The organism is Microbacterium sp. F1-18 (assembly GCF_052921305.1).
This window is the reverse complement of sequence record NZ_JBREVD010000005.1, coordinates 106,681-124,035: the sequence shown is the minus strand read 5'-3', so window position 1 is coordinate 124,035 and position 17,355 is coordinate 106,681. Positions and strand designations below refer to the sequence as shown.

Below are 17,355 nucleotides of genomic sequence, written 5' to 3'. Positions count from 1 at the left end.
CCGCCGGATACCCTGAGCGCGTGGACTTCTGGAGCACCTTCTGGGCGACGATGTGGGGCGCGCTTGCTGGCGCAGGGTTCGGAGCCCTCGCCGCATGGCTGTTCTCCTTAAACCTGCGCCGTCGCCAGGAGACGTATGAGGCGGCAGTTCGAAAATCCGACCTGGATCGGGCGCACAAGCAGGAGCTCGATACCGCCGTCGCCAAGGTGGTGCAGCTATTCGGCGAGTACAGCGCGGCCGCGCAAGCATTCAAGTTCGCCTTCGCTCCGAACGCCAAGCTCTCAGTGGAGACGCCACACGCCGCCGGGGCGCGGCTTCTTGCGTCAATCCGTGTGGCACAGATGACCGCCGCGCCTGAGGAACAAGCACCGCTTGAGGCAGCTTTCGCGGTAGCGACCAATCGGGAGCAGGAGACCTCGAACGAGCGCGACTTGAGTCTGAGCAACGCCGCGGACATGCTTGCCCTGTGGCGCCGCGGCAAGTTGTCCACGGACGACGCTGCGACAGCTGTGCGACACCCTCGTAAGACGACGTCTCCGCCTGACGAGCCGAACCAGAGATAAAGCCCGCGCGGCGTTCCGTGACATCTTCCTGAACACGAAGAACCCGCGGAGCCCTAGGAGTGGGCTCCGGGGACCTTAACCGCCGGAGAGGCGCGCAGCGTCAGTCGTGGATCAGCCCCGCACGCGGGGTCGGCGCGGCCGCAACGAACGAATCCACATTCGCGTTGAACCGATCGTAGACCGACAGCACCACCTGCATGTCCGGAGCCGCTTTCGCGTCCAACGCCGTCAGATCCGCATACGCCGCGGTGTGGTTGCGGAGCGTCTGCGATAGGAACTGCCGCTCACGCGGGGCCGAACAACCTGCCAGTAGATCGAGCGTCTTTCCATTGCGTCCAGGATCCGCTCAGACAACGCTGCACGCCGATTCCGCGCGTACTGGCTCTGCCCTCCCCTGGCCTTCGCCATGGCCTCCGAGGCGCCAGACGAGCCCGTGACGTTCATCGCGAATGTGACGCCGGGGCGTCACGAACGATGCAGCTCACCACACGCTCGGACACCCACGTCGCCTCTGAGACCTGGCGACGGGTCGGACCTGCCCGGACCAGCTCGATGACTTGCGCCTCGACCGCCGGGGCCGTACGCTGACCCGCCTTAACAGGTCAGCGACCCTGGGACGCGGACTGCGCGATCTTGTCGAGGCGAGCCACTTCGTCGTCGATCTTGTAGCTGTCCACGAACTCATCCGAGAGTGTGATGGACGACGCCCCGTCCGGGTCCACCTGCTCCAGCCGGCTATAAGCGCAGAGGTGATAGCGAGAACCGCCATGATCACCACGACGCCGGCAGTCAGCAGAATCCATCCCGGAAGCTGAGAGCGCCGCCTGAGGGCACCAGAGGTGGTCTCGTTACCGAGGGCCGCGCGCAGTTCGGCACGCTCCATGTCGATCTCCTCCTGCCTCAAGTGGTTTGAGTGAGCCAGGAACGCCAGCGGAGTCGCGTCCTCCACATGGAGGTCGCGCTCTTCGGTGTCGAGCTGCTCAAGCCGCCTGCGAATGCCGCATTTATCGGGGTCGCTCACGGGAGAAGCAGTTCGATTAGTGATGCGGCACGACGGGACATCCCCCATCCTGCCGGGCGACCCGCACATTCGTCGAGGGACCGCTTGCGTCGGCGGACGGCGACCCGCTGCTCAGCCCCATCTCACTCCAAAGGGTCTGTACTTGATCCGCGATATTTGCACTTAGCCGCGCTATCCGAACGCATGCGCTCGGAGGCAGTGCTTCGGCGAGGCGTCAGCGCACGGTCACGCTCGCGCAGCGCGCGGTCACTCGTCGATGTCGCCGGTGATGAAGACCGCGACAGCACGCGCTACAGCATCGTGACGATCTTCACGAATCGCTGTGATCGGCGTCGCCTCCTTCAACAGAGGGTTGCCTCCAATGAACCATTGGCGGGCAACCCGGTCGCCATCGGCTGCGGCGAGTAGCGCCCACTGGCGGTGAGCGAACTGCAGTCGGTTCGCGAACTGATCTCGGGGCTCGGGGCCATCCGGCTTGGCCCAGCGACTCGGGAGCTCGCGATCCTTCGAGCCGGAAAGAGCGGCTACGAGCGTCGAGCCGAGCGCAGCGTTGAGCTCGCGAACGATGGCGTGGATGTCCATCCCGGTGGTGCGCCCGTGTTGCGCGGTCACTGTAGATGCCGTCACGGCATCAGCGTACGCTTTCTGCTTCAACTCCCCCATGATCACTCAGAAATGGTTCAGATGATCGACCACATGTCAGCTATCTGACACGGAGCAGCCCGATGATGCAAATGCCGCGCCGCCCGCGGCGGACGACGACGTCGGTTATCGGCAGACGAACCGTCGTCGAACGCAGCTTCGTCCAAATCAGACGGTGGTGTGCTCTGGCCACCCGCTACAACAAGCTCGCCATGCCCTACCGAGCCGCCGCCTTCCTCGATGCCGTCATCGCATGGACCCGCCATTTGGCGTGTCGTTGGCGGCACCGGTCTCAGACGACCCGAGTGTGGGACGCCCGCCGACATTCCCATGGCGCTTCAGATCCGCTCCAAGGATTCGGGCAACCGCGTTCATTACCTGCTTGCTCGGCGTACCTCGCCCTGAAAACAGATGTTGCTCAAGCACCGTCTTCATCCCGGCAGGAAAGACAAACGGGGACTCGTACGAGTCATCAGAATGCTTGAGGCTCGCCTCACGCAGGAAGACCATAGTCTTCTCGAAGGAGACAAATTCCGAGGGAACTTCATACCCGATTGTCTTACCAGAACCCTCATAGAGAGCGCTCAGTGGGCTCGACAAGCTCCGCTCAGCATCGTCGGACACTTCGATCCGACGCGCGTGCCGGAGGGCAGGAGTAGCAAAATGGCGAAGTGAACGATCCTCCTCCGTCATATCCGCAAGTTGATACACCGCCTCGCGGAGGATACTCCCGCCGGTTTGAGCTGCAGTTCTGATGACCTCGACTCGGTCACCATATCCGTCGCGCTCTAGTCCGGCGATAAGGGACAGGTAGTCCTCGAAGCGCCAGGGCGATGCGTCACGCTGTCCCACTTGCTCCGACTCCGCGATCGTTGACTCGGAAACCACAGCCTGCCCTCGGCCTTCGATCACCTTCAGGAAGTCCACTGTGGTCAGGAGAGTCAATGTTTGAGCGCCAGCGTTCCGGGCGTCGTCTATCAAAACCTGGTGCGCACCAGCAGCGATGCCGCGCTGTTCGAAGCGCCAATCACCTTTTGCCGCGTCGTCGCTAACGATGAACAGATGCTTGCCGACAATTTGCGGCCATCGCAACGTTTCGGCCCACCAAAGATAGTCGCCCATCGCATCGTCCTTGAAGCCCGGAGCAAGCCGTTCAGCCTTCCGCCTCTCGGCTTCCTCTTTATCCTTCTCGAGGTCCCCAGATGACGGAGCCGCGGCGACCCTGCCAGCGAGCGCTTCGTCCAAGCGCCTCGTCCAATCGTCGACCACGCCCACGAGAGAATCGGGCTCAAGATCGTACTTGTCGAGCGCTTCCTGCGAAGTGTTATTCAACACCGCGAGGAACGCCTGCGAGGCCTGTTCAAGAGTCTCTATATCGGGGTCGCCGACGATCCGACGTCTGCGAAGTAGATTTGTGAGTCCCGATACGGACTGCCGGATCTCATCGCTCTTGTTTCCTACCTCGTCCAACTCGGCCCGCCTATCGGACACGACCTTGACGCGGTTCCGGTTGTACTCGACTGCGACCTGATGTGGGACGAACGTTCGATCTGCGACCGAAGCGATGGCATCGATAAGTTCTTGGCGAGCCGACTCCGAATAACGCAATACATTGAGGAGCACGTTCGTGTCGAACACGATCACGCTCTGCTCGAACAGTCTCGCCTGATCTTCTCCGGAGGTTCTGTAGTACTGGTCGAATCCGGCGAGTAAGTTCGTATCCACGCGGCTCCTCGTGCGCTGAGGCCAACTATCAGGTGATCAGCTCACCCTCTCACATCCCAAGTTCCGCCCTCGAGAACTCTGCCTAGAGCGTGTCCCCCCGATACAGAGCGAGGGCGTGACCCGTTGAGCAGGTCGGATCCGTGGGTTGGGGTGAAAACCGCATCGGAGCGGCAGATCGCGAGGAGAATCCGACCGTGCTGGCCAAGCTTGCTGGCGGCTTCGCGGTCATCGGGGACGTGCAGTTCCTGCCTGGCTACTGCGTGCCACCCGTTGCGGCATCCCAGGCATCAGGCTTCGCGGCGATCGCCAGCGTCGCGTCCCGCCCAGGTTTCATGTGGTGCCTCGTGTACCCAGGCAATCGTCCTGGGATAGAGAGCGGCAAAGCCCACCGCCGCGACCGTGCAGGCCAGCAGTGACCACCCGGAGAAGCGTTATGCACCGACCCTGCTCTTGCGACGCCAACGGTCGCGCCCTTGTTGACAATGAGGATGGCGTAGTGACCGGGTCGGCTGTGTTCGATGTCGCGAGGCGGTGGTTGTCGATAATGAGACCGGCAACCTCGGTGTTTTGAGATACGTCGATGTCGACGGCCTTCCGGGGCGCGCCAGAGTACTGAAACCCCTGATTCCGTCCTTGACTGACGGCTTCGAGGGCGCCATCCCCCACCGGCTTCGGAACCGCAGCCGTCGACATGATATGCACCAAAAGTGCACCACGCACGCCCACCACATGCAGAAAACCCCCGGATAACCGGGGGTTTTCTATGGCGGTGACGGTGGGATTTGAACCCACGGTAGGGGGTTACCCTACACAACTTTTCGAGAGTTGCACCTTCGGCCGCTCGGACACGTCACCGCCGACCAGCTTACGACATCTCGGGCGATGCCGCGAACCACGGTGTCCGTGGTCAGGCGTAGCGTGTGTCCGTGACGCGTTCATCGGCCCCGCAGACGGCACTCATCGTGGCGATCGCGTCACTCGCGTCATCCGTCGCGTTCCTCGACAGCACGATCGTGAACGTCGCCCTGCCCGCGATCGAGCGCGAGCTCGGCGGCGGACTCGCGACGCAGCAATGGGCGGTCGACGCGTACCTGCTGACGCTCTCGTCGCTCATCCTCCTGGCGGGCTCGGTCAGCGACGCCTACGGACGCCTCCTCGTGCTGCGCATCGGGCTGATCGGCTTCGGCCTCGCCTCGGTGGCGGTGGGTCTTGCACCGGACCCGGTCTTCCTCATCGCCGCACGTGCCGTCCAGGGCGCGGCGGGCGCGTTCCTCGTGCCGAGCTCGCTCGCCCTCATCACCTCCCTCCTCCAGGGCCACGAGCGCTCGCGCGCCATCGGCCTCTGGACGGCCTTCACCACTGGGGCCTCGCTCATCGGCCCGCTCCTCGGCGGCCTCTTCGTCGATCTGCTCTCGTGGCGCTACGCGTTCCTCATCAACGTCATCCCCGTCGCCGTCACTCTGTGGCTCGTCACGCGTCTCCCCGTTCACGACGAGCGCCGAGCCGACGCGGGTATCGACTGGCTCGGCGCCGCCCTGTGTACCGCGGGCCTGGGTGGCATGGTCTTCGCGCTGATCGAGCAGCCGAACCTCGGCTGGACCTCCCCCGCGATCTGGATGCCGCTGGCCGTCGGAGCCGTGATGTTCGCGGCCTTCCTGCTGCGGCAGCGCACGTCGCGGCATCCGATCCTTCCGCTCGGACTCTTCCGGGTGCGCAACTACTGGACCGGCAACCTCGCGACCCTGTTCGTGTACGCCGCCCTCTCGCTCAACGGCTTCGTCGTCGGTGTCTACCTGCAGGAAGGCGCGGGCCTCAGCGCGACGCTGGCGGGGCTCGCGAGCCTCCCGACCACGGTCCTGCTGATCGCGCTGAGTCCATGGGCCGGCTCGCTCGCGGAACGCCTCGGCGGACGGCTCTTCATGACGCTCGGCCCGCTCGTCATGGCCGGCGGCGCACTGATGCTGCTCCTGGTCGGCGAGTCCTTCGACTACTGGTGGCAGGTGCTCCCCGGCCTCGTCGTGTTCGGGCTCGGACTCGGCGCGACGGTCTCGCCCCTCACCTCGACGATCCTCGGCGCCATCGACCCCGAACGATCGGGCATCGCCTCGGCCGTGAACAACGCCGTCGCGCGGGTGGCGGGCCTCGTGGTGATCGCGTTCCTGGCTCCGATCGTGGGCGGCGCACTCGACCTCGACGGATTCCACCGGGCAGCGATCGTCACCGCGGCACTCATGGCCGCGGGCGGGCTCATCGCCTTCGCCGGCATCCGGAACAGCGCACCCTCAGTTGCGGGCCCGGGCGCGACGAGCTGAAACTCAGACCGGCGAGCGCTCCGAGGCGAGAGGCCCCAACACCGCCAGCATCCGCAACTTCTCCGCCGCCTCCGACCCGGGCTCGGGGGTGAGCGTGAGGAGCGCCTGCGAACGGTCCTCCGTGAAGAGCACCTGGCAGTCGACCTCGATCTCGCCGACGGCTGGATGCACCACGACCTTGTGATCGGCGAACCGCTCGGCGACCTCCTCGAGATCCCAGAGGTGAGCGAACTCGACGCTGCGCTCCCGGAGGTCGTCGACGAGACGCGCTGCGCGCGATCCGGCGCCACCGCGGCCCGCGACGGCACGCAGATTCGCCACGATCGCCCGGCTCTGCCGATCGTGATCGGATGCCGGATACACCGCCCGCTCGCTGTCGGGATGCACGAACCAGCACCACGCGCCGCTGCGTTCCGGTCCGGTGCGCCGTTCGCGCGGGCCGAAGAGAGCCCGCGCGAGATCGTTCTGCGCGAGCGTCTCATCGAGCTCGGTGATCACGAGCGCCGGGATGTCGTCGAGCCGATCGAGCACCCGCTGCAGGGCCGGCGCCACATGATCGGCCGCACCGGAACGTTCAGGCGGCGTGTGCCCCGCCAGACGGTGGAGGTGATCGCGCTCCGAGCGCGAGAGCCGCAGCGCCCGCGTGAGCGACGCGAGCATCTGGAGACTCGGCTGCGGCCCGCGCTCCTGCTCGAGCCGCGTGTAGTAGTCGACGCTCATCATGGCGAGCTGCGCGACCTCTTCGCGTCGGAGTCCCGTCACCCGCCGGCGCTCCCCGGATGGCAGCCCGACATCCTCCGGACGCAGTCGCTCGCGACGGGCGCGGAGGAATCGGGCAAGAGCAGCGCGGTCCACGCATCCATTCTGACCAGCGCGGCCCGTCCGAACCAGGGACCGCCGCTCCCCCGTTCGGATGTGCCTGGATAGCCGCGCATGCCGCGACGAGAGTCGGGGCATGGACATCACCGGACGCACCATCTTCATCCCCGGCGCAACGAGCGGCATCGGCCGCGCGTTCGCCATCGCCCTCGCCGAGCGCGGCAACACGATCATCGTCGGCGGACGCCGGCGCGAGCTCATCGACGACCTGCGCTCTTCGCACCCCGGCATCGACGGCGTCGAGATCGACACATCGGATGCCGCATCCATCGCCCGCGCGGCCGGAGAGGTGCTCGAGCGGCATCCCGATCTCGACGTGCTCGTCACGATGGCGGGCATCATGAACGCCGAAGACTGGACCTCGCCCGCAGGCTTCGTCGCCAGCGCCGAACGCACCGTCATCACGAATCTGCTGGGTCCCATCCGGCTGATCGGCGCGTTCATCGAGCACCTGCTGGCGCGCCCCGCCGCGACGATCATGACCGTCTCGTCGGGCCTGGCGTTCGCTCCGCTCGCCGCGACGCCGAGCTACAACGCGACGAAGGCCGCGATCCACATGCTGAGCGAATCGCTCCGGCTGCAGTACGCCGACTCGCCGGTGTCGATCGTCGAGCTGGTGCCGCCCGCCGTGCAGACCGATCTCATGCCCGGCCACGCCGAGAACCCGCAGGCTCAGCCGCTCGACGCGTTCGTCGACGAGGTCATGTCGATCCTCGAGCGGGATGCGGACGTGCGCGAGGTGCTCGTCGAGCGCGTCGGGTTCCTGCGCCACGGCGAGGCACGCGGCGACTACCCCGACGTCGTGCGCGCACTCAACGCGAGCGACCCGCACGCCGGGCGGCGAGGGGCCCGGTAGCGACTCTCATTCCCCCCTGCCAGACTGAGGTCATGAGCGCGATCGAGAACTCCAAACTCACCGTCGTCGGCGCGGGCGCCGTCGGTTCGAGCGTCGCCTACGCGGCCCTCATCCGGGGATCCGCCCGCCACGTGGCGCTGTACGACATCGCCACCGAGAAGACCGAGGCCGAGGTGCTCGACCTCGCCCACGGCGCGCAGTTCACCGGATCGAGCGACATCATCGGCGGCTCCGACATCTCGGTCGCCGAGGGCTCGCACGTCGTCGTCATCACCGCGGGAGCGAAGCAGAAGCCGGGTCAGACCCGTACCGAGCTCGCCGGTGTCAATGCGGGAATCATCGCCTCGATGATGCCGAAGCTGCTCGAGGTCGCCCCCAACGCGACCTTCGTGATCGTCACGAACCCGTGCGACGTGCTGACCGTGCTCGCGCAGGAAGCGACCGACCTGCCGCCCGAGCGCATCTTCGCCTCGGGCACGGTGCTCGACACCTCGCGCCTGCGGTGGAAGATCGCCCGCCGCGCCGGCGTCTCGATCTCGAGCGTGCACGCGTACATCGTCGGCGAGCACGGCGACACCGAGTTCCCGCTGTGGTCTCACGCCACGATCGGAACGGTGCCGATCCTCGACTGGGTGCCGCTCGACGGCCAGCCCAAGTTCACGAGAGAGGAGATCGATCAGATCGCCATCGATGTCCGCGATGCCGCGTACAAGGTGATCCAGGGCAAGGGCGCGACGAACTACGCCATCGGCCTCTCCAGCGCGCGGGTCGTCGAGGCGATCCTGCGCGACGAGGATGCCGTGCTGCCCGTCTCCACGGTGCTGCGCGACTTCCACGGCGTCGACGGGATGGCCCTGTCGGTGCCCTCGGTCGTCAACCGTCGGGGTGCGTTCCCCGTGCGCGAGATCGCCTTCTCCGACCGTGAGCTCGAACTGTTCCAGCACTCGGCAGCATCCCTCCAGGAAGTCGCGGCCTCCTTGCGCGGCTGACCTCGCCCCGGCGTGCGATGTCACGCCAGATGCTGATACATCCGTCGGACCGGCGGTGCTGGTGTCGTCCCCGAGCCTCGGGAACGCGACATCCGCACCACCGGTCCGACGTTCGTATCGCGTGAGCACCCTCGAGGCGTTGGTCGGCGGGGATGTCGGAGGTCGCGCCTACCCTGGATCCATGGCCTCTCGACGTCCCGCTCCCACGACGGCCTTCAAGTGCACCGAGTGCGGGTGGACGACCGCGAAGTGGGTCGGTCGCTGCGGTGAGTGTCAGCAGTGGGGCACCGTCGTCGAGGCGGCGACGCAGACCGGCATCACCTCGACCGTGACCGCGGTCAGCCCCGGTGCGGCGCGCGCCGCTCGTCCGATCACCGAGATCGACACCACCGACGCCCCTCGACGATCGAGCGGGGTCGGCGAGTTCGACCGTGTGCTCGGCGGCGGAGTGGTCCCCGGGGCCGCGATCCTGCTCTCGGGCGAGCCCGGCGTCGGCAAGTCGACGCTCCTGCTCGAGGTCGCCGCGCAGTCCGCACGTTCAGGCCGCCGGGTCCTGTACGTGAGCGCGGAGGAATCGCTCGGCCAGGTACGGATCCGCGCAGAGCGGACCGGCGCGCTGCACGACGCGCTCTATCTCGCCAGCGAGACCGACCTCGCCACCGTGCTCGGTCACGTCGACGAGGTGCGCCCCGACCTGCTCATCGTCGACTCGGTACAGACCGTGTCGTCGTCGCTCTCCGACGGGGTCGCCGGTCAGCCGAGCCAGGTACGCGAAGTGGCGTCCACCCTCATCCGCGTCGCGAAAGAGCGCGACCTCCCCGTCCTCATCGTCGGCCACGTCACGAAAGACGGCTCGATCGCCGGCCCGCGGGTGCTCGAGCATCTCGTCGACGTTGTCTGCCAGTTCGAAGGCGACCGCCAAACCTCGTTGCGGTTCGTCCGGGCGTTGAAGAACCGCTTCGGCCCGACCGACGAGGTCGGATGCTTCGACATGACGGGCGACGGCATCGCCGAGGTGCCCGATCCGAGCGCGCTGTTCCTCGGGCACGGCGACCCGGTGCCCGGAACCTGCGTGACGATCGCGCTCGAGGGGCGACGAGCACTGCCGGTCGAGGTCCAAGCGCTGACCCTCAAGACCGGGGCGCCCAATCCCCGCCGGGTCGTGAGCGGCGTCGACAGCGCACGCGTTGCGATGATCCTCGCCGTCCTCGAGAAGCGCGGCGTCGCCGTGACGAGCGACCAGGACGTCTACGTCTCGACCGTGGGCGGCGTGCGCCTCGTCGAGCCAGCTGCAGACCTCGCCATCGCCATCGCTATCGCTGGTGCCGTCGGCGGCAAGGCCGTGTCGCGACAGGTGGCGGCCTTCGGTGAGCTCAGTCTCGCGGGCGAGATCCGCCCGGTCACGCAGTCGAGCCAGCGCCAGTCCGAAGCGAAGCGCATGGGTTACACCGCCGTGGTGGATGCCTCGTCGCGCACGATCGGCGGAGCGATGCGCGATCTGCAGGTGCGTCAGCCCGCGGCATCCGCCGCCGACGTCGGCTTCTGACCCCCCGCCTCGAGCTGCCGAGCCCGGGCCGCCGGGGTCTCACCTGGCAGAACACGCCCCATCGCGCGCGCCGAAGCGGCGCGAACTGCCAACCCAAACCTCGAGCCTTCGGCGTCGAGTTCTCACCCGGCAGAACACGCCCCAACGCGGACGCTGAAGCGGCGCGAAGCGCCAACCCAAACCCTGATGCGCCGAGCCAACGCCACTCACTTGGCAGAACACGCCCTAATGCGAGCGCCGAAGCGGCGCGAACTGCCAATCCAGAGCACGAGAGCCAGAGCCCGGTCTTGGGCTACTCACCTGGCAGAACACGCCCCATCGCGAGCGCCGAAGCGGCGCCAACTGCCAACCCAACCCAAACCCAAACCCAAACCCAACCCCAACCCCAAACCCCCGGCCCCACCAACCCGGCGATCAGGCGTCGAGCGCGGCGATCACGTCCTGCGGGGTGGCCTGCATGGGGTGGGGGCCTGCGATGTCGAAGAACACCGTGGTGATCTCCGCTTCGTGAACCCCGAGGAATGCGCGCAGACCGCCGGGCGACTGCAACGCCACATGCGCGGGCAGCGCTTCGGGCTTGTGCGCCGCATCGCTGAACAGCAGCAGCGCGACGTCACCGGTGTTGGGGTCGCGGTACGTCCAGATCTCACCGACGTCACGCGGGTCATCGCGATCGCCGGGACGCATGAGCGGCACGACGGTCGGGCCGTGCCGCAGCGCGAACGCGAGAGCAGCCATGTCCTGGGTCTGCAGGGCGTCCGCGAGCTGCGGATTGCGGAACTCGGGCAGCGGCTTCTTCACGCCACGCTTCTTTCCAGCCATCACCTCAGCCTAGAGAGAGAGAAGGGGCCCTCTCGAACTCTTCATTGGGGACTGAGGAAATCGAGAGGGCCCATCGCCCATCCGAGGTGGGGATCCGTCGTCGCGATTCTGGGGGGTTGCGCGACTACTCGCCGCTGGGGACAGCGAGGGTGTTCCTCGAAGAGCTGACTCCAGGTTACGTCCGCACCCCGGCGTCTGTCTCGTCCCGTCGAGTGAGAAAAGTCTCACTCTCCTGCGGGGCCGCGAACGCCGGTCAGCGCAGGACGAACTGGCGCTCCTGCTGCGCCGCCAACCCGCCGATCTCCACGGCGAGATTGAAGTAGCCCGCGGGCGCGGCCGGGCGCTCTCCGTCACAGCTGTCCACCGACGAGCGCGTGCGATCCCACGTGATGGGGGTCACGCTCGACACCGTCTGCCCCGGATCGATCTGCACCACCTGGTCGCTCGACTCGCTCTGGCAGTCGGTCGAGCGCCACCAGACGTCGGGACCGCTCGACACCGTGAGCTTCTGCGTCGCCGTTCCGACGTTGAGCAGGCAGGCCTCCGCCCCCGCGTTCGTCAGCGAGATCGACAGCTGCGGCAACTCCCCTGCGCCATAGGAATCCTTGTCCGTGACCGCTGAGACCTGCACCGAGCGCGCCGAGCACGCTTCGACCTCCTCCGCCGTGGCATCCTGCGACGGCGACGGCTCACTCGCGGATGTCGACGGCTCGGGCGCGTCGTCCCCGGCATCGGACGGCGACGACGAGGGCGAGGCCGCGGCATCCGACGACGCGGGCTGAGCCGGACCATCGGATGCGGCGCCCTCCCACGGCCGCCAGAAGGCCAGCACGACGGCGGCGACGATGAGGAGCACGACGAGCAGCAGCGCGAGTCGCCGGCGACGGTAGACCGCGGGCGAATGACGGCGTCGGGGCGGCGTGTCGGTCATGAAGCCAGGGTAGGGCGCGGGCCGGATGCCGCCGGGGCGGCACGCCTAGAGGTGCTTCAGCATCCGGGTGTTGCCCAGGGTGTTGGGCTTGACGTGCGCGAGGTCGAGGAACTCGGCGATGCCCTCGTCGGGGCTTCGCAGCAGCTGCGAGTAGACGTCGGCGTCGACGACCTGCTCGCCGATCGCCTCGAACCCGCGGCGCGCGAAGAAGTCGACCTCGAAGGTGAGGCAGAACAGCCGCGAGAGGCCGAGCTCCCGGGCGTTCTGCTCGAGCCGGTCGACGATCGCGCCGCCCACTCCGCGGTGGAGCCACTCGTCGACGACGATGAGGGTGCGCACCTCTCCGAGGTCCTCCCACATGACGTGGAGGGCGCCGCATCCGACCAGCCGGCCGTCGGCCTCGGCGACGACGAACTCCTGGACCGACTCGAAGAGCACGACGAGGTCTTTGCCGAGCAGGATTCGTCGCTGCACCCAGGGGTCGAGCATCTCGCGGATGCCGCGGACATCGCTCGCCCTCGCGGGGCGGACGACGAAGGCCGGGTCGTCGGAGCTCACACCTCAACGATAGTCCGCGCCGGTAAGGTTGCCTCAGCCCGAGATCCCTCCCGCTTTGGAGTGCCGACGTGAGCGTGCTCCGTGACTACGCAGCCGCAGTGTCCCAGCCGACACTGCCTCTGTCGTCGCTCCCCCACGGCCCCGCCGACCTTTCGCGCTACGACGAGGTGGTCGATGCCGACGGCAGCCTCCGCCCCGCCTGGCAGTCACTCGCCGGCCTCGCGCTGGCCTTGACCCCGCCCGAGCTGGCCCGCGTCGAGGGCGAGATCACCCGCTTCCTCGCTGACGACGGTGTGACCTACGTCCGCCCCGACAGCGGCGCCCAGCCGTGGCAGCTCGACCCGGTCCCTTTGGTCGTCGACGCGGCCGCCTGGGCGCGGCTCGAGACGGGCCTCGCGCAGCGCGCCGAGCTGCTGAACGCTGTCCTCACCGACCTCTACGGACGGCAGAGCCTGCTCTCATCGGGAACCATCCCGGCCGCGGCCGTGCTGGGCCACTCGGGATTCCTCCGCCCTCTCGCGCGGTCGACGGCGGCCGACCGGCATCCGCTGCTGCTGTCGGGAACCGACCTCGGACGCGACGCCGACGGCGAATGGCGGGTGCTCGCCGACCGCGTGCAGGCGCCGTCGGGCCTGGGGTTCGCGATGGAGAACCGGCGCGTCATCTCGCAGGTGCTGCCCGACCTGTACCAGCAGAGCGACCCGCACCGCATGGAGCCGTACTTCTCGGCCCTGCACGCGACGCTCGCCGCGTCAGCGCCCGAGGGTGTCGCCGAGCCGCGCGTGGTCGTCCTGACCCCCGGCCCGCACTCCGAGACGGCGTTCGATCAGGCTTTCCTCGCGCGAGGCCTGGGCCTGTCGCTCGTGCAGGGCAGCGACCTCGTCGTGCGTGGCGGCCGGGTGTGGATGAAGCCCACCGGATGGCCGCGCAGAGAACCGACCGAGCAGGTCGACGTCATCCTGCGCCGCGTCGACGCGGAGTGGTGCGATCCGCTCGAGCTGCGCTCCGACTCGCGTCTGGGCGTCGCCGGCCTCACCGAGGCGGTGCGCCGCGGGACGGTGCGGCTCGTGAACGGACTCGGCGCCGGCGTCTTGGAGAACCCCGCCCTGCTGCCCTATCTGCCCGCGGCTTGCGAAGCCCTGCTCGGCGAGCAGCTGCGCCTGCCAGCCGTGCCGACGTGGTGGTGCGGCGACGACGAGGCGCGCGCGGTCGTTCTCGATCGCGTCCGGTCGGAGGATCCCTCCCTCTTCGTGCGGACCCTCGACGGATCACGCCGCGATCTGACAGGACTGGATGCCGCGGCCGTCGCCGCTCGCATCGAGGCCGCACCGCACCGCTACGTCGGGCAGGAGCTGCTGCCCCTCTCGCAGGCCCCCGTGTGGGCCGGCGACGGTGCACGCGCGCGCGCTCTGATCTTCCGGGCCTTCACGCTGCGTCACGGCTCGGCGTACCGCCCCCTCCTCGGCGGACTCGCCACCGTGCGCGAGAGCCCCGATGCGGCGCCGACCACGAAGGACGTCTGGGTGCTGAAGGCCGCTGAGGGCGACGCCGATCAGGGCCTCAACGAGATCGGTCCGCTCCCCGGTGGCCGCAGCGCCCCGAGCATCGCGCCGCGCGCCCTCGACGACATGTTCTGGTCGGGGCGGTACGCCGAGCGGGCGGAGGACCTGCTGCGGCTGGTGCTCACGGCGCAGCAGCAGCTCGACCTGGCCGGCGCCGGTCGCGCCAGCCACACGAGCGCCCGCGTGCTGCGCGACGCCATCAAGCGGCTCGCCGGTCCGGGGCCGGATGCCGCCGACGCCGACTTCCGGTCGCTGCTGCTCGACGCCGCACGGGTGGGCTCGACCGCCCACGCGCTCAGCCGGCTGCGCGACGCGCTCGACGGCGTGCGCGACCAGCTGTCGGGCGACACGTGGCGCGTCTTCGCCGGCATCGAACGGGCCTCCCGCGCCCTGCGGGCATCGCCGCACGCGCACCGCACGGCCGAGTCGGCGGGGCGCATGCTCACCGTCGTCCTGTCGCTGCAGGGCGTGTCGGCCAACATGATGCGCGACACCGGATGGCACTTCATCGAGGCGGGGCGTTTCCTCGAGCGCGCGCTGCAGGTCTGCCACATCCTGCGCGTCGTCGTCGACCGCCGCGACGCGCGGACCGAACGGGCCGTGCTCGAGGCGCTTCTCACCGCATCGGAGAGCATCGTCACCCACCGACGGCGGTTCCGTGGCGCGGTGCGCCTGGGCGACGTGCTCGACCTGCTGCTACGCGACCCCGACAACCCCCGGTCGCTGGCGTTCTGCCTCGCCGAGCTGCGGACCCATCTCGCGTCGGCGCCCGCATCGACGGGGTCGACACGGCCCGAGCGTCTGGTCGACGACCTCGAGACCCTCGTCAGCGCGATCGACACCGATGCGCTGGGGGATGCCGTCGACGGCATCCGCTCTCCGCTCGCCGCCCTGCTCGACGACCTCACGGCCCAGCTCGAGCAGCTCGGCGACGCGATCGACGAGCTGCACTTCGAGAGCGGCCCGCCCCCGGTCGCGCTGTCGTCGCTGGCCCTCATCGAGGAACTGATGGAGGCCCGCGCGTGAAGCAGTACCGCGTCTGGCATCGCACCGCGTACACCTACAGCGCTCCCGTCGAAGACAGCGTCGGGCAGTTCCACCTGATACCGCGCGAACTGCCCGGGCAGCGGGTGCGCGAGGCGGATGTCGTCGTCTCGCCCGCCCCGGGCGACATGCGGCGCGACTCCGACTACTTCGGCAATTGGTCGACGTACTTCCATGTCACCGCCGCGCACGAGGCGCTGTCGATCGAGGCCTCCAGCCAGGTCATCGTCACCGCTCCAGAGTACGACCCGGCGGCACTCGCCCTGCCCTGGGAGGCGGCCCGGCCGCTGCGGCATCCCGACCAGGAGGGGGCGTGGCGCGCCGCCGAGTTCGCTCTCCCCTCGCCGCGCGTCGCGCAGTCCGAGGCCACCGCCGCCTACGGCGCGGTCTCGCTCACCCCGGGACGCCCGATCGGCGAAGCCGCGAGCGACTTGATGCACCGGATCTACACCGACTTCGACTACGACAGCACGGCGACGACGGTCACGAGCACCGTCGCCGACGCGCTGGAGAAGCGGGCCGGCGTCTGCCAGGATTTCGCCCACGTCGCCCTCGCGTGCCTGCGCTCGCACGGTGTCGCGGCGCGCTACGTGTCGGGGTACCTCGCGACGCAGCCGCCGCCCGGCAAGGAGCGCGTCTTCGGCGCCGACGCCTCGCACGCCTGGCTCGCGGTGTGGCTGCCGGGCACCGACCAATGGCTCGCGATCGATCCGACGAACGACCAGTGGGCGAACGACCGGTACGTCACCGTCGCATGGGGCAGGGACTACGGCGACGTCTCGCCCGTGAAGGGCATCATCTTCACCGAGGCGAAGACCTCGACCCTGCGCGTCTCGGTCGACGTCGCCCCTCTCGAACCCTGACCCCGACGGCATCCGGCATGCCTCTGCGAGCGCGGATGCAAGAGATCCGAGTCGACACCCCGGGCCGAGGCATCCGGGGTCGGGGTGTCGGCCACGAACGCTTGCATTCGCGCACGGCCAGCGCAACAAGGACGAGCCAGTGATGCCGGGGGGGGTCAGCGACCCGCGGCGTACTCTGTCGCCGCGGCGACCAGGCCGAGGAACAGCCGGCGGTCGGCGGCGTCCTCCTCGGGGTGCCACTGCACCGCGACGAGGAAGTCGGAGCCGGGCGACTCGATCGCCTGCGGCAGACCTTCGCCGCTGCGGGCCGACACGACGAGGTCCTCGCCGAGCCGGTCGATGCCCTGGTGGTGGTAGCTGCTCACGGTGAGCGAGCCTGTCCCCACGAGCTCCGACAACATCGTCCCGGCTGAGACCGCGACATCGTTCCGCGCGAAGACGCCGCTCCCGAGCTGGTATCGGTCGGTGCCCAGCACGTCCGGAAGGTGCTGGTGGAGGGTGCCGCCCGCATCGACGTTGATGAGCTGCAGACCGCGGCAGATGCCCAGAACCGGGATGCCACGCTCACGGGCACCGCGCAGCAGGGCGAGCTCCCAGTCGTCGCGATCCGGCCGGGCCGGATCCGTCAGCGGATGCCGCTCGGCCCCGTACAGCTCGGGCTGCACATCGAGGCCGCCCGTGAGCACGAGCCCGTCGATCCGGTCGAGCACGACATCGGCGGCAGGCACGGGTGCCGGCTGCGGCGGAAGCAGGATGGCGGCACCGCCCGAGGCCGTCACGCCGTCGAAGTACTGCTGCGGCAGGAAGCTCGCCCGCACGTCCCACACCCCCTGACGGGCGCGCTCGAGGTAGGTCGTCAAGCCGATGACGGGCCGGGGCGCCGTCGTGGCGTTTTCGCTGCTCACGCGCCGATCGTAGAGCCGCTGTGTTTCGCGCCGGTCACACACCGACGCCGCGCTCGGCGCAGCCTTGCGCAGCCGGGCGCCGCCGGGCGCCGCCGGGCGCGGGGATCTCGGCACGACGCGTCCCGTCGACAGGCTGG

15 protein-coding genes and 1 tRNA gene are annotated in these 17,355 nt (G+C 68.6%); 7 read left to right on the top strand and 9 right to left on the bottom strand.

Features of this window, described 5'->3' with window-relative positions; genetic code table 11:
- Positions 1 to 20 precede the first annotated feature (20 nt).
- Complete coding sequence (locus ACU6RU_RS14165; RefSeq protein WP_446726859.1) at positions 21 to 563, top strand: hypothetical protein; 543 nt, start codon at positions 21 to 23, stop codon at positions 561 to 563.
- Positions 564 to 1,165: 602 nt separating this feature from the next.
- Here the strand turns inward: ACU6RU_RS14165 and ACU6RU_RS14160 are convergent.
- The 4 genes from ACU6RU_RS14160 to ACU6RU_RS14145 all read right to left on the bottom strand — a co-directional run bounded on the left by ACU6RU_RS14160 (position 1,166) and on the right by ACU6RU_RS14145 (position 4,806).
- On the bottom strand, positions 1,166 to 1,366 hold the full coding sequence (locus ACU6RU_RS14160) for a hypothetical protein (protein WP_446726858.1): 201 nt from the start codon (positions 1,364 to 1,366) through the stop codon (positions 1,166 to 1,168).
- Positions 1,367 to 1,830: 464 nt separating this feature from the next.
- Positions 1,831 to 2,247, bottom strand: a complete 417-nt coding sequence (locus ACU6RU_RS14155) for a hypothetical protein (protein ID WP_446726950.1) — start codon at positions 2,245 to 2,247, stop codon at positions 1,831 to 1,833.
- Between the two features lie 225 nt (positions 2,248 to 2,472).
- On the bottom strand, positions 2,473 to 3,951 hold the full coding sequence (locus ACU6RU_RS14150) for a PIN-like domain-containing protein (RefSeq protein WP_446726857.1): 1,479 nt from the start codon (positions 3,949 to 3,951) through the stop codon (positions 2,473 to 2,475).
- Between the two features lie 764 nt (positions 3,952 to 4,715).
- Positions 4,716 to 4,806: transfer RNA gene (locus ACU6RU_RS14145), tRNA-Ser, on the bottom strand.
- Between the two features lie 71 nt (positions 4,807 to 4,877).
- Between ACU6RU_RS14145 and ACU6RU_RS14140 the strand changes: the two genes are divergently transcribed.
- Positions 4,878 to 6,263, top strand: coding sequence for an MFS transporter (locus ACU6RU_RS14140; protein WP_446726856.1), 1,386 nt, complete (start codon positions 4,878 to 4,880; stop codon positions 6,261 to 6,263).
- 3 nt (positions 6,264 to 6,266) lie between these two features.
- On the opposite strand, the gene ACU6RU_RS14135 is transcribed toward ACU6RU_RS14140, so the two are convergent.
- The gene (locus ACU6RU_RS14135; RefSeq protein ID WP_289330350.1) at positions 6,267 to 7,118 is read right to left on the bottom strand and encodes a helix-turn-helix transcriptional regulator; all 852 of its coding nucleotides are present in this window, start codon (positions 7,116 to 7,118) and stop codon (positions 6,267 to 6,269) included.
- Between the two features lie 100 nt (positions 7,119 to 7,218).
- Here ACU6RU_RS14135 and ACU6RU_RS14130 point away from each other — a divergent pair, with 100 nt between their 5' ends.
- From ACU6RU_RS14130 to radA, 3 genes are all read left to right on the top strand, one after another.
- Positions 7,219 to 7,998 carry an SDR family oxidoreductase gene (locus tag ACU6RU_RS14130; RefSeq protein ID WP_446726855.1) on the top strand — a complete coding sequence of 260 codons (780 nt, stop codon included), beginning with the start codon at positions 7,219 to 7,221 and terminating at the stop codon, positions 7,996 to 7,998.
- Positions 7,999 to 8,030: 32 nt separating this feature from the next.
- Positions 8,031 to 8,987: an L-lactate dehydrogenase gene (locus ACU6RU_RS14125; RefSeq protein ID WP_289330352.1), complete on the top strand. Its 957-nt coding sequence runs from the start codon at positions 8,031 to 8,033 to the stop codon at positions 8,985 to 8,987.
- Between the two features lie 181 nt (positions 8,988 to 9,168).
- Positions 9,169 to 10,533 (top strand): DNA repair protein RadA, encoded by a 1,365-nt coding sequence (gene radA, locus ACU6RU_RS14120; protein ID WP_120264115.1) that lies wholly within the window; start codon positions 9,169 to 9,171, stop codon positions 10,531 to 10,533.
- 414 nt (positions 10,534 to 10,947) lie between these two features.
- Here the strand turns inward: radA and ACU6RU_RS14115 are convergent, their stop codons facing one another.
- The 3 genes from ACU6RU_RS14115 to ACU6RU_RS14105 form a co-directional block, all read right to left on the bottom strand.
- Complete coding sequence (locus ACU6RU_RS14115) at positions 10,948 to 11,355, bottom strand: dehydrogenase (RefSeq protein ID WP_120264114.1); 408 nt, start codon at positions 11,353 to 11,355, stop codon at positions 10,948 to 10,950.
- A 253-nt stretch (positions 11,356 to 11,608) separates the two neighbouring features.
- Entirely contained in the window at positions 11,609 to 12,286 is a 678-nt protein-coding gene (locus ACU6RU_RS14110; RefSeq protein WP_446726854.1) for a hypothetical protein, read from the bottom strand.
- Positions 12,287 to 12,331: 45 nt separating this feature from the next.
- Entirely contained in the window at positions 12,332 to 12,844 is a 513-nt protein-coding gene (locus ACU6RU_RS14105; protein ID WP_120264113.1) for an amino-acid N-acetyltransferase, read from the bottom strand.
- Positions 12,845 to 12,912: 68 nt separating this feature from the next.
- Here ACU6RU_RS14105 and ACU6RU_RS14100 point away from each other — a divergent pair, with 68 nt between their 5' ends.
- The gene (locus tag ACU6RU_RS14100; protein ID WP_446726853.1) at positions 12,913 to 15,432 is read left to right on the top strand and encodes a circularly permuted type 2 ATP-grasp protein; all 2,520 of its coding nucleotides are present in this window, start codon (positions 12,913 to 12,915) and stop codon (positions 15,430 to 15,432) included.
- Positions 15,429 to 16,313, top strand: a complete 885-nt coding sequence (locus tag ACU6RU_RS14095) for a transglutaminase family protein (RefSeq protein WP_289330355.1) — start codon at positions 15,429 to 15,431, stop codon at positions 16,311 to 16,313. The genes ACU6RU_RS14100 and ACU6RU_RS14095 overlap by 4 nt, the downstream gene beginning before the upstream one ends.
- A 155-nt stretch (positions 16,314 to 16,468) precedes the next feature.
- Here ACU6RU_RS14095 and ACU6RU_RS14090 read toward each other — a convergent pair whose 3' ends face one another.
- Positions 16,469 to 17,218, bottom strand: a complete 750-nt coding sequence (locus ACU6RU_RS14090) for a gamma-glutamyl-gamma-aminobutyrate hydrolase family protein (RefSeq protein ID WP_120264110.1) — start codon at positions 17,216 to 17,218, stop codon at positions 16,469 to 16,471.
- Between the last annotated feature and the right edge of the window lie 137 nt (positions 17,219 to 17,355).